Raw genomic sequence first — 26,210 nt, forward strand, 5'->3', positions numbered from 1 at the left:
AAAGACTGAACCGTACGCGCGGACACGAAAGCGTACGCAGAAGAGGGAGACCGCGATGAGCGCACCTGACGGCAGCCCGGTCGGCGCCGAACGCAGCATCGGCCAGCTGTTCGCCTCGGCGACGGCCGACATGTCGGCGCTGGTGCACGACGAGATCGCGCTGGCGAAGGCGCAGCTCAAGCAGGACGTCAAGCGGGGCGCGACCAGTGGCGGCGCGTTCACGGCGGCCGGTGTGCTGCTGTTGTTCTCCCTGCCGATGCTGAACTTCGCGCTCGCCTACGGCATCCGCACCTGGAGCGACTGGAACCTCGCGGTCTGCTTCCTGCTCTCCTTCGCGGCGAACGTGCTGATCGCGCTGCTCCTCGCGCTGATCGGCATCGTCTTCGCGAAGAAGGCGAAGAAGGGCCGGGGCCCGCAGAAGGTCGCCGCCTCGGTGAAGGAGACGGCGGGCGTGCTGCAGAAGGCCAAGCCGCACCCGCGCCCCGAGCTGCCCGAGGACCGGGTCCCCCAGGCCATTGAGGCTGTGGCACGCTCATCTTCATGACGGATCCCGCCACCCCTCCGGCGCAGCCCGCTTCGGTCGTACGCCTCGACATCCCCGGCGGCGCCGGACTGACGCACCGGGACGTCGCCGCCAACGGCGCCCGCTTCCACATCGCGGAGCTGGGCGACGGCCCTCTGGTGCTGCTGCTGCACGGCTTCCCGCAGTTCTGGTGGACCTGGCGGCACCAGCTGACGGCGCTCGCCGACGCCGGTTTCCGGGCCGTCGCCATGGATCTGCGGGGTGTCGGCGGCAGCGACCGTACGCCGCGTGGTTACGACCCGGCCAACCTCGCACTGGACATCACCGGGGTGATCCGTTCCCTCGGCGAGCCGGACGCCGCGCTGGTCGGGCACGACCTGGGCGGCTACCTGGCGTGGACGGCGGCGACGATGCGCCCCAAGCTCGTACGGCGACTCGCGGTCACCTCCATGCCGCATCCGCGGCGCTGGCGCTCGGCGCTGCTCTCCGACGCCAGGCAGTCGGCCGCCCTGTCCCACATCTGGGGATTCCAGCGGCCCTGGATCCCGGAGCGCCGGCTCACCGCGGACGACGGGGCGCTGGTGGCCGAGCTCATCCAGGACTGGTCCGGGCCGCACCCGCCGGACGAGAAGGCGCTGGAGAACTACCGGCGGGCCATGTGCATCCCGTCCACGGCGCACTGCTCGATCGAGCCGTACCGCTGGATGGTGCGCTCCCTGGCACGTCCGGACGGCATCCAGTTCAACCGCAGGATGAAGCGCCCCGTGCGGGTGCCGACGCTGCATCTGCACGGCTCGCTGGACCCGGTCGTCCGCACGCGCAGTGCGGCGGGGTCCGGGGAGTACGTCGAAGCGCCGTACCGCTGGCGGCTGTTCGACGGGCTGGGGCACTTCCCGCACGAGGAGGACCCGGTCGCTTTCTCGACGGAACTGATCAATTGGCTGAAGGATCCCGAACCCGATCGGTGACCGGATCGAGCGCTTGTCTGACGGTCGGCCAATTGCCCGGCGCATAGGCCAATTGAGAGCGCGTGAGGTGGTTATCGACCTTGGGGCGGGGGCAGACGTCCGGGTATGGGCTGGACGCACGACTACAGCGACGCAAGCCGCGACCGCCGCTCGGCGGGCGGTATGGGTTCCCACCAGCGAGGCGGTGCACCACAGATGGCAGGTACGGACCTCAGGGTGGGAATCCCCCGCATCCTCCGCCGCAGGGCCCGCTGGGTGTCCGTCCGCCTGCGCCACCCGCGCGGCTGACGGTCCGTACGACTGTTCCCCGGGACTAGAGCGCGCAGCTGTCGCTGTCCACCTGCTGGTTCGCGGCGCGGCCCTCGGCGATGTCCTCCTGGATCTCGTCCGCCGTGAGCGCGTAACCCGTCTCGGCGTCGTCGAGCGACTTCGCGAAGACCACGCCGTAGACCTCCCCCTCGGGGGAGAGCAGCGGGCCGCCGGAGTTGCCCTGACGGACCGTCGCGTACAGGGAGTACACGTCACGGCGGACGGTGCCGCGGTGGTAGATGTCGGGGCCGTTGGCCGTGATGCGTCCGCGCAGGCGTGCCGCGCGGACGTCGTACGCCCCGTTCTCCGGGAAGCCGGCGACGATGGCGCCGTCGCCGCTGCTCGCGTCCTCGGTCGTGAACCGCAGCGCGGGCGCCTTCAAATCGGGTACGTCGAGGACGGCGATGTCGCGCTTCCAGTCGTAGAGGACGACCGTGGCGTCGTACTTCCGGCCCTCGCCGCCTATCTGCACGGTCGGCTCGTCGACGCCGCCCACGACATGCGCGTTGGTCATGACGCGGCGCTCGGCGAAGACGAAGCCGGTGCCCTCCAGGACCTTGCCGCAGCCCGCGGCAGTGCCCATCACCTTGACGATGGAGCGCTGCGCGCGGAGGGCGACCGAGCTGCCCGCCAGGGCCGGATCCGGGGGCCGGACGTCGGTGATCGGCTCGCTGGCGAACGGGCTGAAGACCTGCGGGAAGCCGTTCTGCGCGAGGACGGAGGAGAAGTCGGCGAACCAGGTGTCGGCCTGGCCGGGCAGCGCCCGGGAGACCCCGAGCAGCACCTTGGAGCCGCGGACCTCCTTGCCGAGCGTCGGCAGCGTCGTACCGGCGAGGGCCGAGCCGATCAGCCAGGCGACCAGGAGCATCGCGACGACGTTGACCAGGGCGCCGCCGGTGGCGTCCAGCGCGCGGGCCGGGGACCAGGTGATGAAGCGGCGCAGCTTGTTGCCGAGGTGAGTGGTCAGGGCCTGGCCGACGGAGGCGCAGACTATGACGACGACGACCGCGACGACGGCGGCCGTCGTACCGACCTCGGAGTCGTCCGTCAGGGCGTCCCAGATGACGGGCAGCGTGTAGACGGCGACGAGACCGCCGCCCAGGAAACCGATCACCGACAGGATGCCGACGACGAAACCCTGGCGGTAGCCGACGACCGCGAACCACACGGCGGCGACGAGCAACAGGATGTCCAGCACGTTCACCGCTTCAAGCCTCGCCTCGTCCGACCCAGCACGGCGCCCACCCTGTCATGACCGCCAGTCCAGTGGGACCCGCCTGTCCCGGTCCCAGGGCCGCTCCCACCCCGCGAAGTGCAGCAACCGGTCGATGACCCCGGCGGTGAAGCCCCATACGAGGGCCGATTCGACCAGGAATGCCGGACCCTGGTGGCCGCTGGGGTGGACCGCGGTCGCACGGTTGTCCGGGTGGGTGAGATCCGCCACCGGGACGGTGAACACCCGCGCCGTCTCGTTCGGGTCGACGACCCCTACCGGGCTGGGTACGCGCCACCAGCCCAGCACGGGTGTGACGACGAACCCGCTGACCGGGATGTAGAGCTTCGGCAGTACGCCGAACAGCTGGACACCGGCCGGGTCGAGCCCGGTCTCCTCCTCGGCCTCGCGCAGAGCGGCCCGCAGCGGTCCGTCGCCGTGCGGGTCGCCGTCCTCGGGGTCGAGGGCGCCGCCGGGGAAGGACGGCTGCCCGGCGTGCGAGCGCAGCGAACTCGCCCGCTCCATGAGCAGCAGCTCCGGGCCGCGCTCGCCGTCGCCGAAGAGGATGAGGACGGCGGACTGGCGCCCCGTGCCGTTCTCCGGGGGCAGGAAGCGGCTCAGCTGTCTCGGCCCGACCGTCTCCGCCGCGTGGGCCACCGGGTCCAGCCAGGAGGGCAGCCCTTCCCGGCTGAGCGTCACAGGACCGCCCTGGGTACCGCTCGTCCGCGTCATCGCCACCCCCGTCGTCCGGCCGCGTCCCACGGGTCCAACGCCCGGCGGCTCCGAGATCGTTCCGCGGGCCGCCGTCGTGTGTACCGCCCCGTCATCCGGCCCCCAGCGGCGGCGCGGGCCTGCCACCGGCGTCGAGGTAGGACTGCGGGGGGTTCAGACGCTGGCCCGGGAGACCGCCCTTCTCGTACTTCAGCAGCTTCCGCGCCTTCTCCGGGTCCGTCTCGCCCTCGCCGTACGCCGGGCAGAGCGGCGCGATGGGGCAGGCGCCGCAGGCGGGCTTGCGGGCGTGGCAGATGCGGCGGCCGTGCCAGATGACGTGGTGGGACAGGTCGGTCCAGTCGCTCTTGGGGAAGAGCGCGCCGACGGCCGCCTCGATCTTGTCGGGGTCGGTCTCCCCGGTCCAGCGCCAGCGGCGCACGAGGCGCTGGAAGTGGGTGTCCACGGTGATGCCGGGACGGCCGAACGCGTTGCCGAGCACCACGAAGGCGGTCTTGCGGCCCACACCGGGCAGTTTGACGAGATCCTCGAGCCGGCCGGGCACCTCGCCGCCGAAATCCTCCGCCAGCACCTTCGACAGCCCTATGACCGACTTGGTCTTGGCGCGGAAGAAACCGGTGGGGCGCAGGATCTCCTCCACCTCCTCGGGATCGGCGGCGGCCAGGTCCTCGGGGGTGGGGTACTTCGCGAAGAGGGCGGGGGTCGTCTGGTTGACGCGCAGGTCGGTGGTCTGGGCCGACAGCACGGTGGCGACGACGAGTTGGAAGGGGTTCTCGAAGTCCAGCTCCGGGTGGGCGTACGGGAACACCTCGGCGAGCTCACGGTTGATCCGGCGCGCGCGGCGGACCAGCGCGGTGCGCGACTCGTCCCTGGCCGGTTCGGCGACGGCCTTCACCGGGGCGGCCTTCACGGAGGCGGTCGCCTTCCGGGGCGCGACGAGCGCTTTCCCGGCGGCCGCGGCCTTCTTGACGGGGGCGGCCTTCCCGGCCGCGGCCCTCTCCGGCTTCTTCGGCTTGCTCGCCGGCACGTTCGCCCCCTCGGCCGCCCCGCTCTCACGGGCCGTCGGTTTCTTCTTCAACGGCGGCCTCTTTGTCGTTTTCGCCGTTTCCCTACCGCCATCGGAGCCCTGTTCGCCCACAGCGGAATCGCGACGTACACCCACTCGCGCAGCTCCCTCGGCCTGTGCTCTCACCGGCGATTTGGACACCCGGCCAGCCTACGACCCGGCACCGACATCCGCCCCGGGTCCCGAAGACCGGCGTCCAATTGGACCCCTGCCGCATACCCCGACCGGCCCGTACGGCATCCTTGTGACAGATCACACTGTTTGGACCGTCCGGCAAAATGGGAACCACGGTCCCCTGGTACGTGGGGGAACAAGATCCCCTGAGCAGGCCGACAAGGAGAGAACTCGTGGACGACGTTCTGCGGCGGAATCCGCTCTTCGCGGCGCTCGACGACGAGCAGGCCGCCGAGCTTCGCGCCTCCATGAGTGAGGTGACCCTCGCGCGGGGCGACTCCCTGTTCCACGAGGGCGATCCCGGTGACCGCCTGTACGTGGTCACCGAGGGCAAGGTCAAGCTGCACCGCACGTCCCCCGACGGCCGCGAGAACATGCTCGCCGTGGTCGGTCCGGGCGAGCTGATCGGCGAGCTCTCGCTCTTCGACCCGGGTCCGCGCACCGCGACCGCCACGGCGCTCACCGAGGTCAAGCTGCTCGCCCTCGGCCACGGCGACCTGACGCCCTGGCTGAGCGCCCGCCCCGAGGTGGCCACGGCGCTGCTGCGGGCCGTCGCGCGCCGGCTGCGCAAGACCAACGACGCGATGTCGGACCTGGTCTTCTCGGACGTCCCGGGCCGTGTCGCCCGCGCCCTGCTGGACCTCTCCCGCCGCTTCGGCGTGCAGTCCGAGGAGGGCATCCACGTGGTGCACGACCTCACGCAGGAGGAGCTGGCCCAGCTGGTCGGCGCGTCCCGCGAAACGGTCAACAAGGCACTGGCGGACTTCGCCCAGCGCGGCTGGCTCCGCCTGGAGGCCCGCGCGGTGATCCTCCTGGACGTCGAACGCCTCGCGAAGCGCTCCCGCTGACACCTGGCACCGGAGCCCCGCTTCCCTCGGGAAGCGGGGCTCCGTCGTGTCCGCGCGGGAGGCGTACACGCGCGTGGTGAGCGCGTTCCGCGGCTAGATGATGCCGTGCTCCCGCAGGTATTCGAGTTGGGCGCGGACGGACAGTTCCGCGGCCGGCCACAGGGAGCGGTCGACGTCGGCGTAGACGTGGGCGACGACCTCGGAGGGGGTGCGGTGGCCGTCCTCGACGGCCGTCTCGACCTGGGCGAGGCGGTGGGCGCGGTGGGCGAGGTAGAACTCGACGGCGCCCTGGGCGTCCTCCAGGACGGGGCCGTGGCCGGGCAGCACCGTGTGGACGCCGTCGTCGACCGTGAGCGACCTGAGCCGGCGCAGCGTGTCCAGGTAGTCGCCGAGGCGGCCGTCGGGGTGGGCCACGACGGTCGTACCGCGGCCCAGGACGGTGTCCCCCGTGAGGACCGACCGGTCGGCCGGGAGATGGAAGCACAGGGAGTCGGCCGTGTGGCCGGGGGTCGGTACGACCCTCAGCTCCAGGCCGCCGACGGTGATGACGTCCCCGGCGGCCAGCCCCTCGTCGCCGAGCCGCAGCGCCGGGTCCAGTGCCCGCACCTTCGTGCCGGTCAGCTCGGCGAAACGGGCGGCGCCCTCGGCGTGGTCGGGGTGACCGTGCGTCAGGAGGGTGAGGGCGACGCGCTTTCCGGCCCGTTCGGCGGTCCCGACGACGTGCCGCAGGTGTCCGTCGTCCAGCGGGCCGGGGTCGACCACGACGGCGAGGTCTGAGTCCGGTTCCGACAGGATCCAGGTGTTGGTGCCGTCCAGGGTCATCGCGGAGGGGTTGGGGGCCAGTACGTTGACGGCACGCGCGGTGGCGGGTCCGGAGAGGACGCCGCCCCGTGGCCGGCCGGGAAGGGCGCTTGCGTCCGTCATACGGGGGCTCCCCCGGTCGGGATGTGCCGGGTGAACTCGTCGTGCCCCGGCCAGGAGAGCACGATCTCGCCCTCCTCCAGGCGCGCGGTGGCCAGCACCGGCGTGAGGTCCCGCGCGGGAGCCGCTTCGAGCGCCTCCGCGGCCGTGCCGTACGCGGTGAGCCGGCGCAGGGTGGCGATGGTCGGAGGCATCATCAGCAGCTCGCCCCGGTCGTACGCCTCTGCCGCCGCGCGGGGTGTGATCCACACCGTGCGGTCGGCCTCCGTGGAGGCGTTGCGGGTGCGCTGGCCCTCGGGGAGCGCGGCGACGAAGAACCACGTGTCGTAGCGGCGGGGCTCGAACTCGGGGGTGATCCAGCGCGTCCACGCGCCGAGCAGGTCCGAGCGCAGGACCAGTCCCCGGCGGTCCAGGAACTCCGCGAAGGACGTCTCCCGCGCGACGAGCGCGACACGGTCCGCCTCCCAGTCGTCGCCGGTCGTGTCGCCGACCACGGAGTCGGGGGTGGGCCCGGCGAGCAGGACGCCGGCCTCCTCGTACGTCTCCCGTACGGCCGCGCAGACGATCGCCTGGGCCCCCGTCTCGTCGACGCCGAGCCGGTCCGCCCACCACGCGCGCGTGGGGCCCGCCCAGCGCACGTGCCGGTCGTCGTCCCGCGCGTCGACACCACCGCCGGGATAGGCGTACGCCCCGCCCGCGAACGCCATGGACGTACGCCGGCGCAGCATGTGCACGGCGGGCCCGTCGCCGGTGTCCTTGAGCAGCATGACGGTGGCCGCGCGCTTCGGCGCGACCGGCGTGAGGCCGCCGCCCGCCAGCGCACGGATCCGCTCCGGCCACTCGGGCGGGTACCACTGCCCGCCGGCCTGCGCATTCACCATGGCCGGAGGCTATCCCGTGACGGGCGGATGTTCGAGTGCCCGGGGGCCGACGGGACCGGCGGACGACACGGCGGTCCACCGGACGGGATGCGTCGGCGACCGCACGGCACGCGCCCGGGGACCCGGGACGCGGGCATCCCCACGAGCCGCGCGCCTCTCACACCGGACCCAGCGGACGGCGCACGCCACCACCCCCACCGGCACACCGGCCACCGAACCCGGCCGCGCGGGGACTCGCCCGCACGGCATCCCCACGAGCCGCGCGCCTCTCACACCGGACCCAGCGGACGGCGCACGCCACCACCCCCACCGGCACACCGGCCACCGAACCCGGCCGCGCGGGGACTCGCCCGCGGGTATCCGCTCGCCGGGCGCCAGGGGCTCGTGGGTGTGCCCTCGCACCGGGTGCCGCCCTCACCGGAACAGTCCATCAGGCCGGGCAGCGGTGTCCCCGGCGCCCGCGCAACAGGGCACCGTCCTCACCGGGACATGCCGTCGCACCGGGCCTCAGGTCCGAGGCGCCGCACACCGGGGGCCGCAGTCACCGGGCCACGCGATCACGCCAGGCGCCGGGGTCCCCGGGACGGGGCCGGAATCACCGGGTCCCGCACCTCGCGGGACCCGTCGGCGCGGGCTACGCCTCCGTGAGTTCCACCTGGATCTCGACCTCCACCGGAGCGTCCAGGGGCAGTACCGCGACGCCCACCGCGCTGCGGGCGTGGACGCCCTTGTCACCGAGGACCGCGCCGAGCAGTTCGCTCGCGCCGTTGAGGACGGCCGGCTGGCCGGTGAAGTCCGCGGCGGAGGCCACGAAGCCGACGACCTTCACCACGCGCGCCACCCGGTCCAGGTCCCCGGCGACGGACTTGACCGCGGCGAGGGCGTTCAGCGCGCAGGTGCGCGCCAGTTCCTTCGCCTCCTCCGGAGTGACCTCCGCGCCGACCTTGCCGGTCATCGGAAGCTTGCCCTCCACCATGGGCAGCTGGCCGGCGGTGAAGACGTACCGGCCCGACCGCACGGCCGGCTGGTACGCGGCCAGCGGCGGGACGACCTCCGGCAGGCTCAGGCCCAGCTCGGCCAGTTTCGCCTCGACGGCGCTCATGCCTGCCTCTCGCGCTTCAGGTAGGCCACCAGCTGCTCGGGGTTGTTCGGCCCGGGCACGACCTGGACGAGCTCCCAGCCGTCCTCGCCCCAGGTGTCCAGAATCTGCTTCGTTGCGTGGACGAGCAGAGGCACAGTCGCGTATTCCCACTTGGTCATGCGGCCGACTCTAGCCCCCGCCCGCGTGGGACGCGGCCCCCCGTCCCGCCCCTCGCGCGGGGCACGGCGTCCGGGAACCGCCACCCGGAGCCGCCGGGTCGTGGGGCAAGCATTTAGGCTCGAAGACGTGAGCAGGCTCCAGGTCGTCAGTGGCAAGGGCGGAACCGGCAAGACCACGGTGGCCGCGGCCCTCGCGCTGGCCCTGGCCACGGAGGGGAAGCGGACGCTCCTCGTCGAGGTCGAGGGCCGCCAGGGCATCGCGCAACTCTTCGAGACGGAGGCGTTGCCCTACGAGGAACGGAAGATCGCCGTGGCTCCGGGCGGAGGCGAGGTGTACGCCCTCGCCATCGACGCCGAATTGGCCCTTCTGGACTATCTCCAGATGTTCTACAAGCTCGGCAGCGCCGGCCGGGCCCTCAGGAAGCTCGGCGCGATCGACTTCGCCACCACCATCGCACCCGGCGTGCGGGACGTCCTGCTCACCGGCAAGGCGTGCGAGGCGGTGCGCCGCAAGGACAGGAACGGGCGGTTCGTCTACGACTACGTCGTGATGGACGCCCCGCCGACCGGCCGCATCACCCGCTTCCTCAACGTCAACGACGAGGTCGCCGGACTCGCCAGGATCGGCCCGATACACAATCAGGCGCAGGCGGTCATGCGGGTGCTGAAATCGCCGGAGACGGCCGTGCACCTGGTGACGCTGCTGGAGGAGATGCCGGTCCAGGAGACCGCCGACGGCATCGCGGAACTGCGCGCCGCGCGGTTGCCGGTGGGGCGGGTCGTGGTGAACATGGTCCGGCCGGAGGTGCTGGACGGGGACGGCCTGGAACTCGCGGCGGCGGTCCCTCGTTCTTCCGTCGCGCGGGCTCTGTCGTCCGCCGGCCTCGGCGGCGCGCGGCGCGGGGGACACGCCGAGCGGCTGGTGGACCCGTTGCTCGCGCAGGCGGAGGAGTACGCCGAGCGGTACGCGCTGGAGACCGAGCAGCGCGCCGTGCTGACGGACCTCGACGTGCCGTTGCACGAGCTTCCGCTGTTCGCGGAGGGCATGGACCTGGCCGGCCTGTACCAACTGGCCAGGGAGCTGCGCGGACAGGGCGTGTCATGACCGAGCACCGCGCCCGTACGTCCCGGCCCCGCAGCGGCCCTCACCTCCGCCGCCGTCACCGCCGTACCGGTCCCGCCACGCACCACCACAGCCACCGCCGTACCGGCCCCGTCACGAGTCGGAAGCACCGGAAGCAGGGGATGTCATGAGTCGTCGTCCGGAACCGGCGCAGGCCCAGGACCCGGCCCGTCACCGTCTCTCCCCCGCCCGCACGCTCGACATCGACCCGCTGATCGAGGATCCCGCCACCCGGATCGTGGTGTGCTGCGGCTCGGGCGGGGTCGGCAAGACGACCACCGCCGCGGCGCTCGGCCTGCGCGCGGCCGAGCGGGGACGCAAGGTGGTGGTCCTCACCATCGACCCGGCCCGCCGGCTCGCCCAGTCCATGGGCATCGACTCGCTCGACAACACCCCGCGCCGGGTGAAGGGTGTCGACGACTCCGCGGGCGGTGAACTGCACGCGATGATGCTCGACATGAAGCGCACCTTCGACGAGATCGTCGAGGGGCACGCGGACCCCGACCGGGCCGCCGCGATCCTGGGCAACCCCTTCTACCAGTCGCTCTCGGCGGGCTTCGCGGGCACGCAGGAGTACATGGCGATGGAGAAGCTGGGCCAGCTGCGGTCCCGGGACGAGTGGGACCTCATCGTGGTCGACACCCCGCCGTCCCGTTCCGCGCTGGACTTCCTGGACGCGCCCAAGCGGCTCGGGTCCTTCCTCGACGGCAAGCTCATCCGCGTCCTGCTGGCCCCGGCGAAGGTCGGCGGCCGCGCGGGGATGAAGTTCCTGAACGTCGGGATGTCGATGATGACCGGCGCCTTGGGCAAGGTGCTCGGCGGTCAGCTGCTGAAGGACGTCCAGACGTTCGTGGCCGCGATGGACTCGATGTTCGGCGGGTTCCGTACGCGCGCGGACGCCACGTACAAGCTGCTCCAGGCGCCCGGGACGGCGTTCCTGGTGGTGGCGGCCCCGGAGCGGGACGCGCTGCGCGAGGCCGCGTACTTCGTGGAGCGGCTGGCGGCGGAGGAGATGCCGCTGGCCGGGCTGGTGCTCAACCGGGTGCACGGCAGCGGCGCGGACCGGCTGTCGGCCGAGCGGGCGCTGGCCGCCGCGGAAAATCTTGAGGACTCCCGCATTGTGGATCAGGAGGACGGGAAAGCTGGACTTCGTAACTCTCCCGAAACGTACGGAAGTTCAGAACCCTCCGGTTCATCCTCCGCTTCCGGGACACCGGCTCCGGACGTCCCCGGCACAGGCTCCCCCGCCGCCGCGGACGACATCGAGGGCACGGGCACGAAGGACACGGAAGCGCACGCGGACTCGGACGCGGATCGGTCCGTCGACCGGCTCACCGCAGGCCTGCTGAGGCTGCACGCCGAGCGGATGCGGCTGCTCTCTCGCGAGCAGCGCACACGCGACCGCTTCACCGCGCTCCATCCCGAGGTGGCGGTGACCGAGGTGGCCGCGCTGCCCGGCGATGTGCACGACCTCGCGGGGCTGCGGAACATCGGCGACCGGCTCGCGGCCAACCGGCCGGAGCTGCCCGAAACGCCCTGACGACACCCTGGGTCCGAAGCCGGGCGGGACCGAGAACCCCCCGAGGGCCCTCAGCTCACCGCCGCGTAGTTCTCGTACACCTCGTCGTCGTCGAGCGGTACGACACCCGGCCCCCGCTCGTACTCCGAGCGCGCGGTCTCCAGCAGCCTGCGCCAGGAGGTCACGGTCGGCCGCCGGCGCAGCAGTGCGCGGCGCTCACGCTCCGTCATGCCTCCCCATACGCCGAACTCGACGCGGTTGTCGAGCGCGTCGGCCAGGCATTCGGTGCGTACCGGACATCCGGTGCACACCGCCTTGGCCCTGTTCTGCGCTGCTCCCTGAACGAACAGTTCATCCGGATCGGTAGTGCGGCAGGCGGCCTGCGCACTCCAGTCGGTAACCCAGCCCATACCGGCGCCGTCCTCTCCCGAATCGAGGCTCCCCCACGGCGGCAGCGGCATATTCACCGCCGCCAGTTGAGGACGTTACGGAAGGTGGGCACAGCGCAACACCCCCAGCGGGCCCAATCTTGAATGGTCCGAACGGACTATGGGTAAGCGGCAGATCACCCGGGGGAGTGAGGGGACGACATGCGCGACGAACCCGGCATTTCAGGGCACTTCAGCTGCGTCACAACGGGCACCGCATGACACACAAGGCGGATCCGGACACGTACTCAACACTCCTCGGCACAAACTCGTACGAAAAAATCGAGGAGATCCGGAACGATTCGGGGTCGCCGGACGTATTGATACGTGGCCTCACTGCTGTGACAGTCGAGAGCAGCTTAGGCCAAGGCATATACGCTTGTCCGGCGAATGAGAACGTAGGCTGCTCCCATGCCAAAGAAGCGCTCGGGCGGTGGTCTGTCCTCCACGCAGCAGGCCGCCAAGTTCCTCGGTGTCAGTGTCCTCGCGGGGGCCGTCATGGCCGGCATCGCGCTGCCCGCCGTGGGCGCGCTCGGCCTGGCGGCCAAGGGATCGGTCGAGAGCTTCGACGAGCTCCCGACCAACCTCAAGACGCCGCCGCTGAGCCAGCGCACCACCATCCTCGACGCCGACGGCGGCCAGATCGCCACCGTCTACTCGCGCGACCGCACGGTGGTCGACCTCAAGGACATCTCGCCGTACATACAGAAGGCGATCGTCGCGATCGAGGACTCGCGCTTCTACGAGCACGGCGCGGTCGACCTCAAGGGCGTCCTGCGCGCACTCAACAAGAACGCGCGCAGCGGCGAGGTCTCCGAGGGCGCGTCCACACTCACGCAGCAGTACGTGAAGAACGTCTTCGTCGAGGAGGCGGGTGACGACGCGACGAAGGTCGCGCAGGCCACCCAGCAGACCATCGGCCGCAAGATCGCCGAGCTGAAGTACGCGATCCAGGTCGAGGAGGAGCTGGGCAAGAAGAAGATCCTCGAGAACTACCTGAACATCACCTTCTTCGGCCAGCAGGCGTACGGCGTCGAGGCCGCCGCCCGGCGCTACTTCTCCAAGCCCGCCAAGGACCTCAACCTCCAGGAGTCCGCCCTCCTCGCCGGCATCGTCCAGTCACCGAGCCGCTACGACCCGGTCAACGACGAGGCGGAGGCGAAGAAGCGGCGCAACACCGTCCTCCAGCGGATGGCCCAGGTCGGCGACGTCTCCCGGGAGCAGGCCGCCGAGGCGGCGGAGGCCCCGCTGGGCCTGAAGATCAGCAAGCCGAAGAACGGCTGCATCACCGCGGTCAACGACGCGAGCTTCTTCTGCGACTACGTGCGCGAGGTGTTCCTGAACGACCCGGTCTTCGGCAAGACCCGGGAGGACCGGGCCAGGATCTGGAACCAGGGCGGTCTGACGATCCGGACCACGCTCACCCCGCAGGCGCAGGAGTCGGTCCAGGACTCCCTCGACGACCACGTCAACAAGAGCGACTCGGTCGCCGCGGCGGTCACCCTGGTCGAACCCGGCACCGGCAAGATCCTCGGCATGGGCCAGTCGAAGCCGTTCGGCTACGACAAGAACGAGACCGAGATCAACTATTCGGTCGACCACGGCATGGGTGGCTCCAACTTCGGCTTCCCGACCGGTTCGACGTTCAAGCCCTTCGTCGCGGCGGCCGCGCTCGAGGAGGGGCGGCCGGTCACCCAGGAGTACTCGTCGCCGTACGAGATGCCCTACCCGGAGCCCGTGCAGACGTGCAGCGGCAAACCCTGGATGAACGAGGGCGGCGAGACCGTTCCCAACGAGAGCGAGTCGGAGGTCGGCCCCTACCGGTTGAAGGAGGCGATGGCCCTCTCGGTCAACACCTACTTCGTGCAGATGGTTGCCGACATCGGCCTGTGCCCGGTGATGAAGATGACCAACGGCCTGCACGTCGTGCAGGGCAACGGCGACAAGCTCCCGGAGGTGCCGGCGGTCTCCCTCGGTTCCAAGGGCATCTCCCCGCTGACGATGGCGAGCGCCTACGCCGCGTTCGCCTCCCGGGGCATGTACTGCACGCCGATCGCCATCGAGTCGATCACCCAGAAGATCGGCGACCGGCAGAAGTCGCTGGAGGTTCCGAAGTCGACGTGCTCGCGGGCGATGAGCGAGAAGACCGCGGACACGGTGAACACCCTGCTGCAGGGCGTGGTCGACTCCGGTACGGGCCAGGAGGCGGGCCTCACGGACCGCGCCAACGCCGGTAAGACCGGTACCACGGACGAGCGCAAGAACGCCTGGTTCGTCGGCTACACGCCGAACCTGTCGGGCGCGGTGTGGGTCGGCAGCGCCAGCCAGCAGGTCAAGATGGTCAACGTCACCATCGGCGGTGTGCCCCACGCCAAGGTCTACGGCGGCTCGGTGCCGGGCCCCATTTGGCGCGACGCCATGACCGGCGCCCTGTCGGGCAAGGAGGCCCCGTCCTTCAACCTCGTCAACATCCCCGATCCCGACCAGGACCGAGACGACGACCGGGACGACGACGGCAACAACGGCGACGGCAACAACGGTGACGGCGGTCTCGTCGGCGGCCTGAACAGCGGCGGCAACGGAAACGGCGGCAACGGCGGCAACAACGACGGAGGCGGCAACGGCGGCAACGAGCCGGACCCGACCTTCTCCATCCCGGAGGGCTTCATCCAGGGCCCGGGCAACGGCCCCGGGGGACGCGACTGACCGGCCGGCCCCGATACGACGAACGGTCCCTCCCCCGGATTCGGGGTCGAGGGACCGTTTGTTTCTTATTGCCGAACGCCCGCAAACGTAAACATGATCGGCGTGATTGCGCCAGCGCGGCAAAAAAGGGCCTTTCTCCGGCCCCGGCCATGACATAGTCACCTGCGGCCCCGCTCGTCCGGGTGCTCTTTTCCCGTGCTGTTACTCATGGAGGAGAAATGAAACTCCGGTCACGGATCGGCGTGATGTTCGGCGCCCTGTTCAGCGCGCTCGCCCTGGCCCTCATGGTCCCGAGTTCCGCTTCGGCCGGTGTCCTCGCCTGTGACAACTTCAGCTGCGACGGCCACGACCCGAACATCCAGAGCTGGGAGTCCGGGCCGGTCTCCCCGCACGGCCCCTACCAGCTCGGCAACTCGTTCCTGTACGAGATGCGGTGGGGCAAGACCGACGGCGACCAGTACAGCTGGGCCCGGCTGCACTACATCAGCGGTTCGGGTGAGCAGAACTGGAACGTGTACATGCAGCGGTGCACCAAGGACCAGTCCACCTGCTACTGGCGACTCGGTCTGAAGAAGGGCGGCGCCTCGGGCTGGACCGCCAAGATCCCGGGCGGGACGAACTACTACTGGACGCGCACGCCGATGTACTACAACCCCTCGACGCACATGATGCGGGCCTGCGTCGAAGACCCCTCGGGCGACCAGAGCTGCACGCCCTGGTACTGAGCCGGCCCCGGGCCGTCACATCGACGGCCCGACCGGCGGCGGGCGGGACGGCGCGACGGCGCCGGCCCGCCCGCCCCTTTTATTCCGCTTGATTCAACTTCCCCACACGGCCGGGCCCCATTTAAAATGCTGGAGAAATAAAGACCACATACCGCATCGGGGAAATCTTGACCACCGGACCGAACCCTTTTTCCGGCCTTGCCCATATCGACGCCAATGACCGAAAAATCTTGAACCTCTTGTATGCGGGGTTCAGTGACGCGTCGATCGCCCGGCAACTCGACGTGGGGCACCGCACCGTGCAGCGCAGGGTTCAACGGCTCATGGAGCACTTGCAGGCCAACGGGCGGGTGGCCCTCGGGGCACGGGCCCAGGAACTGGGTCTGCTGCGCTCGCGCAGAGAAAGAACCGTGGTCGAAAGAGGGGTCCCTCAGCGGTAGCGGGCGGCGGGCGGGGTCCGTCACCTCGGGGATCACACCGGCCAACGACATCCCGCGGGCCCCGGGGGGCGACGGCCGGGAGCGAGCCCGGCCGTCGGCCGTACTCAGCCGGCCAGCAGCTTCTTCACCACGGCGGCGACCCGGCCGCCCTCCGCCCGACCGGCCACCTTCGGGTTCACGATCTTCATCACGGCACCCATGGCCCGCGGCCCTTCCGCACCCGCCGCCCTGGCCTCCTCCACGGCCTGGCCGACGATCGCGTTCAGCTCCTCGTCGGACAGCTGCCTGGGCAGGTACTGCGCCAGCACCTCGCCCTCCGCCTTCTCCCGCTCGGACTGCTCGGGGCGGCCACCCTGCGCGAAGGCCTCGGCCGCCTCACGGCGCTTCTTCGCCTCGCGGGTGATCACCTTCTGCACCTCGTCGTCGGAGAGCTCGCGCTTCTGCTTCCCCGCGACCTCCTCCTTGGTGATCGCGGCGAGCGTCAGCCGGAGCGTCGAGGAGCGGAGCTCGTCGCGCTCCTTGATCGCGGCGTTGAGGTCTTCCTGCAGCTTCGACTTGAGCGTGGTCATGACTTGATTGTCGCAGGTGCGCGACGAGGAACGCCTGCCGATTTAAGGCCCCCTGTATCCACAGGCGTTCGGAGCGCCCGCTCGGATCTGACACGATGGACACATGCGCGCGCGATACGGAATCCCCCTGGGAATCACGGCGGCCGGCGCCGCCGGACTGCTGTACGCGGCGGGCTTCGAGGCCCGCTCGTTCCGCCTCCGACGGGTGACCGTCCCCGTCCTCCCCTCCGGGATGCGCCCGCTGCGCGTGCTCCAGGTCTCCGACATCCACATGGTCGGCGGTCAGCGCAAGAAGCAGCGCTGGCTGCGCTCCCTGGCGGGCCTGCGCCCCGACTTCGTGCTCAACACGGGCGACAACCTGTCCGACCCCGAGGGCGTGCCGGAGGTCCTCGACGCGCTCGGCCCCCTGATGGAGTTCCCGGGCGCGTACGTCTTCGGCTCCAACGACTACTACGGCCCCACCCTGCGCAACCCCGCCCGCTACCTGCTCGAGAAGGCCCAGGGCCGCCACGGCCTGAACGGCAACGCGCAGGCGGTCGGCGTGATCCACAACCCGTGGGAGGACCTGCGGGACGGCTTCGACGCGGCGGGCTGGCTGAACCTGACGAACACCAGGGGCACACTGAAGATCGAGGGCACGTCGATCGAGCTGACCGGCCTGGACGACCCGCACATCAAGCGCGACCGGTACGCGGAGGTCTCGGGCGGCCCGTCGCACGGGGCGGACTTCTCGATGGGCGTCGTCCACGCCCCGTACCTGCGCGTCCTGGACTCCTTCGCGGCCGACGGCTACCCGCTGATCCTGGCCGGCCACACCCACGGCGGCCAGCTCTGCATCCCCTTCTACGGCGCCCTGGTCACCAACTGCGACCTGGACACGGACCGCGTGAAGGGCCTGTCCACGCACACGTCCGAGGGCCGCACGTCCTACCTCCACGTCTCCGCGGGATGCGGCGCCAGCCGCTACACCCCGGTCCGCTTCGCCTGCCCCCCGGAGGCGACGCTGATGACCCTGGTGGGCCGCGAACGCGGCGCCAACGGGTAACCCGTCCGGCCCACCCACATCGCCCCGGACCGGACATCCGCCCACGCTGGGGTGCATGACCGCCCCGATACCCAGGGACCTCCCGGACCTCCCCGCCCTGCCGCGTACGCATCCGGCGTCGGCCGCCCTCTTCGCCCCCGCCAGAGCCGTCGTCCCGCTGGTACGCCGTCCGCTGACAGCGATGTACCGTCTGGTCCTGGCGCTGCTGGCGGCGGGCGCGGTGCTGGTGGAAACCCTCCTCGGCGGCCCGGCCCGGAGCCTGAGCCACTTCGCGATCCAGAGCGCGGTCCTCCTGGCCCTGGTCATGCTCGCCTCGGCCCGCCGCGCCTGGAGCGCCCGCCACCCCCTGCCGGGCGCGATCACGGGAGCGGCCCTGCTGTACGTGATCACGGCGTCCCTGGTCCACCACATCCTCCTGGCGGACACGACCCCGCGCTTCTCGATGACCGGCGACGCGGCCGGAGCCTCCTGGCTGGAGCCACTCGCCGCCCACACCCTGCACACGGTGCTCCCCGTCGCCGCGGTACTGGACTGGCTCCTCCTCTCCCCGCCGGCCCGCACCCGCCTGCGCCAGGCCGCCACCTGGCTGCTGTACCCCCTGGCCTACCTGGCCTTCACCCTGGCCCGGGGCGAACTCCTCCCCGGCTCCCCCATCCGCTACCTCTACCCCTTCCTCGACGTCACCCGGCACGGCTACAGGAACGTCCTCGCCGACGCCCTCCTCCTGGGCCTCGCCTGTTACGCCCTGGCCGTCCTCCTCGTGGCCCTGGACCACATCCGCCCGAACCCGGTCCGCCACCACTCGAAAACCGGATTTCGCCTCCGGCCCCCGGTGGGCTAAAGTAAACGTCGTCGCCGCGAGAGCAGTGACAATCGGGGTGTAGCGCAGCTTGGCAGCGCGCTTCGTTCGGGACGAAGAGGTCGTGGGTTCAAATCCCGCCACCCCGACAGTGAAACACCAGGTGAGGCACCTACTGATTTCAGTAGGTGCCTCACCTGTTTCGTGTGCGTGTCTATCTGCGTGACTACCGTTCTGGAGCGCGCTTGAAGATGCCGTCCATGACCACGGCACCGGTCTGGATCACGGGCCGGATCTGCTTCCGGTAGACCTCCTCGGTCACGGCCGTGCCGGAATGGCCGACCAGGCGGGAGATCTCCTCGAGCGGGACGCCACGGTCGGAGAGCAGCGACACGAAGCTGTGCCGCAGCTCCCGAGGGGTCCACTCGTCGGCGTTGACGCCCTCGGCATCCTTGAGTGCCTGGCGGAAGGCGCGCCGGACGTTCGTGGCATCGAGCGGCTTGCCCACGGCCGAGGAGAAGACGAGTCCGTGCTCGTCCCACTTGTCACCAGCAGCGAGCCGTTCCCACCCCTGATCTTCGAAGTGCTGCCAGAGAACCTGCACGCAGCGCGCCGGCAGGGCGAGCGTGCGCCGGGACTTCCGTGTCTTCGTGTCCCCGCCACGCCGCACCGAGCGCCACACGGCGATGTGCGGAGGCTGGGGCGGATCGGCGTCCGGCCGTCCTTTCAAGAAGACGTGGTCCCAGGTGAGCGCCCGCAGTTCCTCGGTACGGGCGCCGGTCAGCAGAGCTACGACGATGTACGCGTGCATGGAGGTGCCCTCCGCCGCCTTCAGCACTGCCTCGGCCTGAGAGAAGGACAGCGCCTTGGACGGCCGCCCAGCCTGCCCCTGGGGCACCGAGCACAGCTCGACCACGTTGCGCTTCACCTTGTCCCGCGCCATGGCCCTCTTGACCGAGCGGTTCAGGCAGGAGTGGACAGCTTGCAACGTGCGCGTACTGAGGGTCTGCCTCTTGGTCGCCAACCAGCGGTCGATGTCCTCCGCACTGAGGTCGCGGAGCTTGCGTGCGCCCAAGGCCGGGATGACGTGCTTCTGACTCAGGAGCGTGCAGGTCTCGACGGTGCCAGGGTCTCGCCCCGCCAGGCCGTACGCCAGCCAGTCATTCACGGCGTCGGCGACGGTGTAGTTCGTCGGCGCGATCGCGAGACCGTCTTCGTGGTCCCGTAGAACCTCCTTGAGCTTGCTCTTCGCCTCGGTCTTGGTCTTGCCACTCCCCCGTTTCACGATGCGTTTGCCGCTCGGGTCGAAGCCGAGGTTCGCCGTGGCGATCCAGCGCTGTCTCTTCTCGTCCCAATGGAGGCCGCCGTCACCGCGGCTACGACGCTTGGTCATCAGGCAGCACGCTCCATCTGTCCCGCGATGAAGTTTCCGAGGGCGGAGGCGGGGATGCGCCGGCACCGGCCGATGGCGACCGAGGGCAGACGCCGGGTACGGATCAGTTCGTAGACCGTGGACCGGCCCACCTTCAGGCGAGCCATGACCTCCCCCACGGTCAACAGCTCGTCGTCACGCATGCGTCGGCTCTCCTTCGGTTCCGGGAGCGGGTTGGAGGGTTTCGGTGAGCCAGGCTTCGGCGTCGGTGAGGCCGGTACCGGCGTAGATCCAGTGGGCGAGGACGAGCGTGGTCGTCTCCGTGTCGGTCTCGGTCGCCGCAGCGGCTTGGGCACGGCGGTATTCGGCTCGGGCGGTACGGAGGGCGCCGAGGGTGGTGGAGTAGCGGCGGGACTTGGTGGAGAAGTGGCCGCGGAAGCCGAGCATGTGGGCCCAGGCCCGCAGGCGGAGGTGTTCGAGTTCTTTGCGGGCGCCGAGCATCCAGGCGGTTCGGACGAGGCGGCGGGCGTGGTCGCTGATGTCGAGCTGGGCGAGTTCGGCGAGGAATTTCAGCGGCCTGTCGAGTGCACCGGTCGCGGTTTCGGCCCCCTTGGTGGCGTACTTGGCGATGTACGCGGCCACAGCCCGCTCGGTCAGCTCCTGGCCGTCGTCGAAGTCGGCGGAGCGGATGGTGCGGATGTCGAGCTGACGGCCGAAGGTGAAGGTGTGGGTGCGGCCGTCGATGGTCGGGCCGTCCACCTGGGCGGCAGTGGCGGCGGCGCGGATGGCGTCGGTGAGCAGCTCAGCAGTGGCCCAGGCGGGCGGTGAGGTGTCACCGCCGGTGGGGCCGTCGATACGGATGACGGCATGGAAGTGGACCGCGCCGCGCTTCTGGTACTCGGCCACCTTCGCGAAAGACACCCGCGCGTGCTCACGGAAAGCCCGTTGGGTGAGGCCGGCGCGCTTGGCGACCTCCCGACGCAGGTAGATCGAGAAGCGCCGCCACAGCAGGCCGGCGTGCGCGTTCCACAAGACGGCCGCTTCGTAGTCGTAGGTGTCCGGGCTGAGCGGAGTGCCGAGTACGGCGTCGTCCTGGTCGTGGAGGGCGCCGCAGCGGCAGGGACGGACTGTTCGGGCCGGGCCGGTGGGGCGGTTGTGGACCGGGCCGAAGCCAGGGGCGGTGAAGGTGGCGAAGACGCGGGGGTGGGCGGAGACGCGTTCGGGGACGCCCTTGCCGCCGCGCAGGCCGGAGGTGATCAGGTGGAAGGTGTCGCGGCGGTACACCTCGGCGCAGGCCCCGCAGCGAGTGGTGCGGCGGTTGTTGCAGCGGACCAGTAGGTGACCGGCCGGGAGGTCGGTGGAGTCGAGGTGGTGGAGGGCGGCGCCGATCTCTCCGGTGCGGGTGTCGACGGCGTACTCGGTGCGGTGGCCGTCGAGACGGATCGGGTGCGTGCATCCGCCCAGACCGGAGAGTTGGCGGGCCAGCTCGGGCAGGTTGCCGAGGGAGGCCAGTGTGGAGAGTTCCGCCAGCGGGGGCGGAGTCTGCCGGGTGATGATGGGGGTTCCTTTCGGCTGTTACGGCAGTTGGGAGGGACGGCCCCGGGGCGGCGGGATGCTTGGCGGCTTATTGCCGCCCCGGCGGCCGGTCAGCGCTTGTTCGCGCTGCTGACGAGGGAGCGCAGGACGACGGCGGCGATGGCCACGGACACGGCCGTGACGGCGACCGCCGCCAGGAGCGCGGTGAGGACGACGCCCACGACGACCACCGCGGCGACCGGGCCGACGTAGGGGGCGAGGGTGCGGCCGGCGGAGGGCACCGGGCTGTGGGCGTGGTGGTGGCTGAGGGCGGTCGGGGTCGGGACGTCGGGCAGCTTGGGACGGAACACGGCGTATCTCCTTGTCAGTCGCGGGTGCCGTTGACGATGTCGACGCCGGAGCGGGTACCGGAGTCGATGGCCGGGGCGAGGAAGGTCCGGGAGAGCAGGAAGCCGAAGAGCGCGATCACGACGACGATCCAGACGCGGACGCCGAGGAACCGGACCGCGCCCCAGGCGATGAGGCCCAGGACCAGGACGAGCGGCAGCGAGACGGTCACGGGAGCTCCCTCAGCGGACGCGGCAGCGGTGGGTGCGGGCTGCGAGTTCGGCGGCGGCGCGGCTGTCGTAGTCGGCGGCGAAGCCGCAGCGCGGAGCAGTGCAGGCCGCGGTGTGCTGCTCGCGGCCACGGCCGTCGTAGTAGGTGGCGACCTGTACGGGGCCGATGCGGACGACTCGGCGGAAGCGCGGGGTGCGGGGCATCAGGGCAGGTCCTTCCAGCTCTCGTCGTTCTCTCCGGTGAAGTCGGTGACGTGGTCGAGGAGCCAGCGCCGGATCTCGTCGCCCTCGTACGCGTCGGCGGTGAGGATCACGGGTTCGGCGATGAGCATCGCTTCGGTGAGGCGGTTCTGGCGGGTCAGCTCGGCAGCGCGGTTGAGCACGCGGAGCGTGGACGGGCGCACGGTCGGAGTACCTCCGTGGATCAGTGATCAGGTGAGTTGCGCGGCGATGGCTTCCGCGAGCGGCATCGGGACGCCGAGCCGGGCGCGAAGGGTCGAGGTGTCGATGGCTGCGCCGGTCCGGGTCCTGTGTTCTTCAGCGACCTTGCGAGCCAGGGCGACGAGGGCGGGTGGGACAGGCGCGGGTGTGGGTGTGGCTGGTTGGGCGGGGTCCGGCACGGGCGCGGTGGGCGACTCGGCAGTTGTTGACGCGGCCGGTTCTGTCCTCGGGGTCGGCGTCGCTTTCGGTTCGTCCGGTGTCGTCCGCGCTCCGTGGGCGAGAAGGGTCCCGCCGAGGAAGGCGACCGCGGGCCAGCCGGCGACGAGGATGCGCAGCCAGTCGGGTACGTCGGTCAGGTCGAGGAGGCCGGCGGTCGCGACGTTGGCACCGAGCGAGGCGACCAGGGCGACGAGGAACCAGCACCAGGCCGACGCTTTCGCGGCTCCTGAACGGAGTCGGTGCCAGGCGGCGACGAGGAGTAGGTCGACGGAGATCGGGTATGCCCACGCCTTCCATCCGGTCTGTCCGGCTGCGGCAGCGAGGTCGTGCAGGTGGGCGAAGGACAGGGCCCCGGCGATGACTGCCTGGATCAGGACCGCGTCCGCGCGCACGGCCGTGGGGCGGGGCATCAGGCCGACTCGCCGGGGAAGAGGCCCGGCGGAGGCTCCGGCAGCGACGTGGCCAAGGCGGAGCCCATGACCTCCACGAAGGTCGCGTCGGCGCCGGGTGTTTCGGCGTACGCGGCGAGATGGCCCAGCAGAAGGACCGTACGGGCGAAGTCCTCGCAGTCGCGGCACATGGTGGCGGCTCTCCTTTCTTCAGGCATGGCGGGGGTGGGGACTTGGCGCGGGACGGCCGCGCCGGCCGTGGGAGCGGTGCGGGGGCTACGGGACCGGGTGCGGTGCGGTCACAGGCTGAGGTGACTGAGCGGGCACGGTCGAGGTCGACGGCTGGAAGGGCGCAAGTGCCGGTACGTCCGGGGCGAGGTGAGCCGCGGAGCGACAGGTGGCCGCCGCGTCAGCGAGAGTCAGGTGCGGTGTGCGGATGCGGGACCAGCCGCCGGAGGTGTCGCCCACGGCGGCGAGGCCGGGCCGTTCGGCGGGGATGGAGCAGGCCGCGTAGACGGCCTCCGGGGCGATGTCGCCGAGGGCCATCTTGGCGGAGGCTTCGTCGTTGACGCGGTGGCAGACACGGCCGGTGAGCTGGGCCCGCAGCATGGTCGCGCCCTTGCCCAGCTCAGCACCGAAGCGCTGTCCGCACACCTCCAGATAGATGCCGGCGGCGCGGCCGAGCTGGGCGAGGCGGATGAGCTGGGTGACCATCTCGTCCCGCCGGTCCTCATCCTTTCTGCTCGCGACGAGGAAGAGTTCCGCCACCTCGTCGATGAACAGCACGAGGGGCGGTGGGCGCTCCTCGTCGGGCATTCCCCAGATATCCGAGGTGATCAGTTCATCGGGGGTGCCGGGGGCGATGCCCTGCCGTGCTTTGATCAGGTCGTAGCGGTCCTCCATTTCGCTCACGAGGACGGGCAGCAGCTCGGCCGCCTGTCGCTGGTCGGTGGCCAGCGCGGTGAAGCGGGCAGCGAAGGGCGACAGTTCGACGCCACGCTTGCAGTCGATGCCGACCAGGACCACGGGCTGAGCCGCCAGTCCGGCGATCAGGTTGCGCAGGTACATGGACTTGCCGGACAGCGTGGCACCGAGCACGAGTTCATGGGGTACGGCGCGGTAGTCCCGGACGAACGCGGTCGCGTCCTCCCGCAGAGCCACCGGCACCCGCAGTAACCCGCCGCCGGAGCGGCGAGGCATCCGTACCTTGCGCAGCACATCGAAGCCGACGAGCCGCAGTTCGACGACCCCGGGCTTAATGTCGCGCACGTATACGGCGTGGACGCCCCAGGCGTGCCGCAACCGCTCGGCCGAGGCGGCGACGTCGGCAGGTTCCTGCCCGGGGGCGAGCCGGAGCCGCAACCGCAGGCCGGTCGCGGTGGGCCGGATGAGTCCCCGGCGAGGCGGGACCGGCCGGATCTCCCGGCGGGTGGTGGCCTTGACCGCCAAGGCCCGCCAGCGAGGCGGTTCGACGGTCAGGCCGCAGGCGTCCATGGTCGAGGAGTACGAGGCCAGCAGTCGGACCACTGACGCCGGGATCCCGACCGTGGACCAGTACGCGGCAGGACGGGCGTGCCGGGCGTAGGCCGCGCCGCCTATCGCGGCGAGGGGCCCGCCTACCTCGGCCACCGTCATCAGGTCGATCACGTCGGTCAGCCCGCCTGAGCCATCGGGAAGGCGCCCGCGGCGACGGCGGTGGCGCGGTAGGCGATGCCGTGCCGCTGCTGGCCGTTGAAGACGCTTTCCCAGGGACGTGCCACCAGGCCGGGGAGGGAGACGGGAGCACCGACGGTCAGACCGTCCGTGACTCCGCTCTCCGGGATGGTGACCTGGATCAGTGACGACTCGCCCTCGTCGATGTAGACGACGCCGACCGTCATCAGTGCCTCGCCGCTCACGGCGTCCTTGGCGATCTCGCCGGTCTTCCGGTCCCGCACCTTCGGGGCCGGCGGCTCGGTGAGCAGGACCGTGGCGGACGAGGCGTCAATGCGGATCACACGCACAGATTTCTCCTTCGGAGTCGGCAACCTGTCACCTGACAAGTTGACTTAGCAAGTTCGAAGCTAGGGATGACAGGTTGACTTGTCAAGTCTGAGAAAGGGTGAACACGCCCGCGAGCCGGGTCAGTTCAGGCGGTAGGTGTCTTCCAGCTCTTGCCTGTCGGCAGGCAGCAGCACGTCAGAGACCTGGAGTGCCCTCCCGGAGGCGTCACAGGCGATTACGAGAACGCTCAGGACGGGTACGCCGTCCGGCAGGTCCAACAGCTCACGTTCGGCATTGTCGGGCAGCCGGGCAGAGACGCGCTCCGTCACGTGGTCGAAGCGGACCTTCTTACGTGCCTCCAGGTGCGCCCGCGTCCCGGACTCCAGCACGTTGGCGTTCGCCAGGTCGGTGCCCTCGACCAGGCCGGCAGGGAAGTAGGAGGAGACCAGCTCAACAGCTTCGCCGTCCTCCTCGATCAGGAGGCGACGCATCAGAACCTTGGCGCGCTTGGGCAGACCAAGGACCGAGGACACACGGGTCGGCACCGGGACTTCCGCAACCTCAACGAGTCGCCCGGGAGTCTGCGACTCGTCCCGAGTCAGCACATCCCGCCCGCGGCGCTCCCTCTCCTCGACGTCTGCGGGACGCCCGCGCACGATAGTTCCGTACCCCTGCCGAGACTCCAGCCAGCCGTCACGCTTCAGCAGCTCCAAAGCCCGCACGACCGTAGGCCGGGACATCCCGAACGCCTGCACCAGCTGGTTCTCGCTGGGAACGCGGGTGCCGGGCGGGTACGTGCCGTCCTCGATGCGGCCCTGAATGGTCTGCGCGAGGCGCACGTACTTGGGGGCCTCCACCTCATATCCCATGCACGCCGCCCGTCGAGATTGGCCAAGTCAACTGGTCAACCAGACTAGCGACAATCCACGGGCAGGTGTAGAAGCGGGGGACGCCTCCCTCAGGCAGGCCACGCATCGGCCATCAGGAAGGCGACCACCGTCCCGCCAAAGCGGCTGGGCCCGGAGTGCCAAGACTCGGCGATGGAGTCGACCAAGAGCAGTCCGCGCCCGTGGGCGTCGTCGGCGTCCGGCCGGCGAAGACGCACGTTCACCGGAAAACCGGGGTTGTGCACCTCCACACGCAGCGAGGTTCCTTCCCGGAACCACTCCACGCGTACGCACCACTCCTCGTCGGCCCGCCCGTACAGGATGGCGTTCGTCACCAGCTCGGAGATCATCAGCGCGCAGTCGTCGACCGAGCAGGCCGGGTTGTACGGGGCGATGAACTTCCGGAACCAGCGCCGAGCCCGGGGGACTGACTCCGGGATCGGATGCAGGGTCAACGCCCCGAGCCACGGTGATTCCTCGCTGGGAAAGCGGTTGAGCCGGTAGGTCATCCGCGCTCACTCCTTGCCGCTGCCGTCGCAGTCGAGGCAGCGTCGCTTCGATGCGGCACGGGGCTGGTCGT

The 26,210-nt window shown here is 70.6% G+C and carries 33 protein-coding genes and 1 tRNA gene; 12 read left to right on the forward strand and 22 right to left on the reverse strand.

The window, feature by feature from the left end; genetic code table 11:
- Window positions 1–55: 55 nt before the first annotated feature.
- The 3 genes from ACH4VX_RS14430 to ACH4VX_RS14440 all read left to right on the forward strand — a co-directional run bounded on the left by ACH4VX_RS14430 (window position 56) and on the right by ACH4VX_RS14440 (window position 1,779).
- Window positions 56–544 carry a phage holin family protein gene (locus ACH4VX_RS14430; protein WP_398367714.1) on the forward strand — a complete coding sequence of 163 codons (489 nt, stop codon included), beginning with the start codon at window positions 56–58 and terminating at the stop codon, window positions 542–544.
- Entirely contained in the window at window positions 541–1,491 is a 951-nt protein-coding gene (locus ACH4VX_RS14435; RefSeq protein ID WP_398367715.1) for an alpha/beta fold hydrolase, read from the forward strand. The genes ACH4VX_RS14430 and ACH4VX_RS14435 overlap by 4 nt, the downstream gene beginning before the upstream one ends.
- Before the next feature lie 105 nt (window positions 1,492–1,596).
- Window positions 1,597–1,779, forward strand: a complete 183-nt coding sequence (locus ACH4VX_RS14440; protein ID WP_254396688.1) for a hypothetical protein — start codon at window positions 1,597–1,599, stop codon at window positions 1,777–1,779.
- Between the two features lie 25 nt (window positions 1,780–1,804).
- On the opposite strand, the gene ACH4VX_RS14445 is transcribed toward ACH4VX_RS14440, so the two are convergent.
- The 3 genes from ACH4VX_RS14445 to nth all read right to left on the reverse strand — a co-directional run bounded on the left by ACH4VX_RS14445 (window position 1,805) and on the right by nth (window position 4,769).
- Window positions 1,805–3,004, reverse strand: a complete 1,200-nt coding sequence (locus ACH4VX_RS14445) for a MarP family serine protease (protein ID WP_398367716.1) — start codon at window positions 3,002–3,004, stop codon at window positions 1,805–1,807.
- Between the two features lie 45 nt (window positions 3,005–3,049).
- Window positions 3,050–3,745, reverse strand: coding sequence for an NUDIX hydrolase (locus ACH4VX_RS14450; RefSeq protein ID WP_398367717.1), 696 nt, complete (start codon window positions 3,743–3,745; stop codon window positions 3,050–3,052).
- A 91-nt stretch (window positions 3,746–3,836) separates the two neighbouring features.
- The gene (gene nth / locus ACH4VX_RS14455) at window positions 3,837–4,769 is read right to left on the reverse strand and encodes an endonuclease III (RefSeq protein WP_398367891.1); all 933 of its coding nucleotides are present in this window, start codon (window positions 4,767–4,769) and stop codon (window positions 3,837–3,839) included.
- A 386-nt stretch (window positions 4,770–5,155) separates the two neighbouring features.
- Here nth and ACH4VX_RS14460 point away from each other — a divergent pair, with 386 nt between their 5' ends.
- Entirely contained in the window at window positions 5,156–5,830 is a 675-nt protein-coding gene (locus tag ACH4VX_RS14460) for a Crp/Fnr family transcriptional regulator (protein WP_004928297.1), read from the forward strand.
- A 93-nt stretch (window positions 5,831–5,923) separates the two neighbouring features.
- Here the strand turns inward: ACH4VX_RS14460 and ACH4VX_RS14465 are convergent, their stop codons facing one another.
- The 4 genes from ACH4VX_RS14465 to ACH4VX_RS14480 form a co-directional block, all read right to left on the reverse strand.
- Window positions 5,924–6,754, reverse strand: coding sequence for an MBL fold metallo-hydrolase (locus ACH4VX_RS14465; protein ID WP_398367718.1), 831 nt, complete (start codon window positions 6,752–6,754; stop codon window positions 5,924–5,926).
- On the reverse strand, window positions 6,751–7,632 hold the full coding sequence (locus tag ACH4VX_RS14470; protein ID WP_398367719.1) for an NUDIX hydrolase: 882 nt from the start codon (window positions 7,630–7,632) through the stop codon (window positions 6,751–6,753). The genes ACH4VX_RS14465 and ACH4VX_RS14470 overlap by 4 nt, the downstream gene beginning before the upstream one ends.
- A gap of 634 nt (window positions 7,633–8,266) precedes the next feature.
- Window positions 8,267–8,734: a RidA family protein gene (locus ACH4VX_RS14475; RefSeq protein WP_398367720.1), complete on the reverse strand. Its 468-nt coding sequence runs from the start codon at window positions 8,732–8,734 to the stop codon at window positions 8,267–8,269.
- Window positions 8,731–8,892 carry a DUF4177 domain-containing protein gene (locus ACH4VX_RS14480; protein WP_010986011.1) on the reverse strand — a complete coding sequence of 54 codons (162 nt, stop codon included), beginning with the start codon at window positions 8,890–8,892 and terminating at the stop codon, window positions 8,731–8,733. The genes ACH4VX_RS14475 and ACH4VX_RS14480 overlap by 4 nt, the downstream gene beginning before the upstream one ends.
- A gap of 127 nt (window positions 8,893–9,019) precedes the next feature.
- Here ACH4VX_RS14480 and ACH4VX_RS14485 point away from each other — a divergent pair, with 127 nt between their 5' ends.
- Both ACH4VX_RS14485 and ACH4VX_RS14490 read left to right on the forward strand, forming a co-directional pair.
- On the forward strand, window positions 9,020–9,997 hold the full coding sequence (locus ACH4VX_RS14485) for an ArsA family ATPase (protein ID WP_398367721.1): 978 nt from the start codon (window positions 9,020–9,022) through the stop codon (window positions 9,995–9,997).
- A gap of 145 nt (window positions 9,998–10,142) precedes the next feature.
- Window positions 10,143–11,555, forward strand: a complete 1,413-nt coding sequence (locus ACH4VX_RS14490; RefSeq protein WP_398367722.1) for an ArsA family ATPase — start codon at window positions 10,143–10,145, stop codon at window positions 11,553–11,555.
- Window positions 11,556–11,605: 50 nt separating this feature from the next.
- Here ACH4VX_RS14490 and wblA read toward each other — a convergent pair whose 3' ends face one another.
- Window positions 11,606–11,944 carry a transcriptional regulator WblA gene (gene wblA / locus ACH4VX_RS14495; protein WP_398367723.1) on the reverse strand — a complete coding sequence of 113 codons (339 nt, stop codon included), beginning with the start codon at window positions 11,942–11,944 and terminating at the stop codon, window positions 11,606–11,608.
- Window positions 11,945–12,373: 429 nt separating this feature from the next.
- On the opposite strand from wblA, the gene ACH4VX_RS14500 reads away from it, so the two are divergent.
- The 3 genes from ACH4VX_RS14500 (at window position 12,374) to ACH4VX_RS14510 (ending at window position 15,833) form a co-directional block, all read left to right on the forward strand.
- Window positions 12,374–14,668 carry a transglycosylase domain-containing protein gene (locus tag ACH4VX_RS14500; RefSeq protein ID WP_398367724.1) on the forward strand — a complete coding sequence of 765 codons (2,295 nt, stop codon included), beginning with the start codon at window positions 12,374–12,376 and terminating at the stop codon, window positions 14,666–14,668.
- Window positions 14,669–14,886: 218 nt separating this feature from the next.
- Window positions 14,887–15,393 carry a hypothetical protein gene (locus tag ACH4VX_RS14505; protein WP_398367725.1) on the forward strand — a complete coding sequence of 169 codons (507 nt, stop codon included), beginning with the start codon at window positions 14,887–14,889 and terminating at the stop codon, window positions 15,391–15,393.
- A 167-nt stretch (window positions 15,394–15,560) separates the two neighbouring features.
- Entirely contained in the window at window positions 15,561–15,833 is a 273-nt protein-coding gene (locus ACH4VX_RS14510; protein ID WP_398367726.1) for a LuxR C-terminal-related transcriptional regulator, read from the forward strand.
- Window positions 15,834–15,937: 104 nt separating this feature from the next.
- On the opposite strand, the gene ACH4VX_RS14515 is transcribed toward ACH4VX_RS14510, so the two are convergent.
- Window positions 15,938–16,402, reverse strand: coding sequence for a GatB/YqeY domain-containing protein (locus tag ACH4VX_RS14515; RefSeq protein WP_398367727.1), 465 nt, complete (start codon window positions 16,400–16,402; stop codon window positions 15,938–15,940).
- Between the two features lie 103 nt (window positions 16,403–16,505).
- Here ACH4VX_RS14515 and ACH4VX_RS14520 point away from each other — a divergent pair, with 103 nt between their 5' ends.
- From ACH4VX_RS14520 to ACH4VX_RS14530, 3 genes are all read left to right on the forward strand, one after another.
- A complete protein-coding gene (locus tag ACH4VX_RS14520) occupies window positions 16,506–17,447 on the forward strand; it encodes a metallophosphoesterase (protein WP_398367728.1) in 942 nt (313 codons plus the stop codon).
- Window positions 17,448–17,502: 55 nt separating this feature from the next.
- On the forward strand, window positions 17,503–18,288 hold the full coding sequence (locus ACH4VX_RS14525) for a Pr6Pr family membrane protein (RefSeq protein WP_398367729.1): 786 nt from the start codon (window positions 17,503–17,505) through the stop codon (window positions 18,286–18,288).
- A gap of 33 nt (window positions 18,289–18,321) precedes the next feature.
- Window positions 18,322–18,395, forward strand: a tRNA-Pro gene (locus ACH4VX_RS14530).
- Window positions 18,396–18,472: 77 nt separating this feature from the next.
- On the opposite strand, the gene xerC is transcribed toward ACH4VX_RS14530, so the two are convergent.
- The 13 genes from xerC to ACH4VX_RS14595 form a co-directional block, all read right to left on the reverse strand.
- Window positions 18,473–19,639, reverse strand: coding sequence for a tyrosine recombinase XerC (gene xerC, locus ACH4VX_RS14535; RefSeq protein WP_398367730.1), 1,167 nt, complete (start codon window positions 19,637–19,639; stop codon window positions 18,473–18,475).
- The gene (locus tag ACH4VX_RS14540) at window positions 19,639–19,821 is read right to left on the reverse strand and encodes a helix-turn-helix domain-containing protein (protein ID WP_398367731.1); all 183 of its coding nucleotides are present in this window, start codon (window positions 19,819–19,821) and stop codon (window positions 19,639–19,641) included. Before ACH4VX_RS14540 ends, xerC begins: the two co-directional genes overlap by 1 nt.
- Entirely contained in the window at window positions 19,814–21,112 is a 1,299-nt protein-coding gene (locus ACH4VX_RS14545) for a replication initiator (RefSeq protein ID WP_398367892.1), read from the reverse strand. The genes ACH4VX_RS14540 and ACH4VX_RS14545 overlap by 8 nt, the downstream gene beginning before the upstream one ends.
- 152 nt (window positions 21,113–21,264) lie before the next feature.
- The gene (locus ACH4VX_RS14550; RefSeq protein ID WP_398367732.1) at window positions 21,265–21,504 is read right to left on the reverse strand and encodes a SpdD protein; all 240 of its coding nucleotides are present in this window, start codon (window positions 21,502–21,504) and stop codon (window positions 21,265–21,267) included.
- A 14-nt stretch (window positions 21,505–21,518) separates the two neighbouring features.
- Window positions 21,519–21,713 (reverse strand): hypothetical protein, encoded by a 195-nt coding sequence (locus ACH4VX_RS14555; RefSeq protein ID WP_333757797.1) that lies wholly within the window; start codon window positions 21,711–21,713, stop codon window positions 21,519–21,521.
- A 10-nt stretch (window positions 21,714–21,723) separates the two neighbouring features.
- Window positions 21,724–21,915, reverse strand: coding sequence for a mobile element transfer protein (locus tag ACH4VX_RS14560; protein WP_398367733.1), 192 nt, complete (start codon window positions 21,913–21,915; stop codon window positions 21,724–21,726).
- Window positions 21,915–22,094 carry a hypothetical protein gene (locus ACH4VX_RS14565; RefSeq protein ID WP_398367734.1) on the reverse strand — a complete coding sequence of 60 codons (180 nt, stop codon included), beginning with the start codon at window positions 22,092–22,094 and terminating at the stop codon, window positions 21,915–21,917. The genes ACH4VX_RS14560 and ACH4VX_RS14565 overlap by 1 nt, the downstream gene beginning before the upstream one ends.
- A gap of 48 nt (window positions 22,095–22,142) precedes the next feature.
- On the reverse strand, window positions 22,143–22,781 hold the full coding sequence (locus ACH4VX_RS14570; protein ID WP_398367735.1) for a DUF2637 domain-containing protein: 639 nt from the start codon (window positions 22,779–22,781) through the stop codon (window positions 22,143–22,145).
- Complete coding sequence (locus ACH4VX_RS14575) at window positions 22,781–22,951, reverse strand: hypothetical protein (protein WP_398367736.1); 171 nt, start codon at window positions 22,949–22,951, stop codon at window positions 22,781–22,783. Before ACH4VX_RS14575 ends, ACH4VX_RS14570 begins: the two co-directional genes overlap by 1 nt.
- A gap of 85 nt (window positions 22,952–23,036) precedes the next feature.
- Window positions 23,037–24,407: an FtsK/SpoIIIE domain-containing protein gene (locus ACH4VX_RS14580; RefSeq protein ID WP_398367737.1), complete on the reverse strand. Its 1,371-nt coding sequence runs from the start codon at window positions 24,405–24,407 to the stop codon at window positions 23,037–23,039.
- Between the two features lie 5 nt (window positions 24,408–24,412).
- Window positions 24,413–24,763, reverse strand: a complete 351-nt coding sequence (locus tag ACH4VX_RS14585) for a hypothetical protein (RefSeq protein ID WP_279564180.1) — start codon at window positions 24,761–24,763, stop codon at window positions 24,413–24,415.
- Between the two features lie 120 nt (window positions 24,764–24,883).
- Window positions 24,884–25,612, reverse strand: a complete 729-nt coding sequence (locus ACH4VX_RS14590; protein WP_398367738.1) for a GntR family transcriptional regulator — start codon at window positions 25,610–25,612, stop codon at window positions 24,884–24,886.
- A gap of 89 nt (window positions 25,613–25,701) precedes the next feature.
- On the reverse strand, window positions 25,702–26,139 hold the full coding sequence (locus tag ACH4VX_RS14595; protein ID WP_398367739.1) for an ATP-binding protein: 438 nt from the start codon (window positions 26,137–26,139) through the stop codon (window positions 25,702–25,704).
- Window positions 26,140–26,210: the final 71 nt, after the last annotated feature.

It is taken from the genome of Streptomyces sp. NPDC020731, assembly GCF_044334705.1.
Taxonomy (GTDB): Bacteria; Actinomycetota; Actinomycetes; order Streptomycetales; family Streptomycetaceae; genus Streptomyces.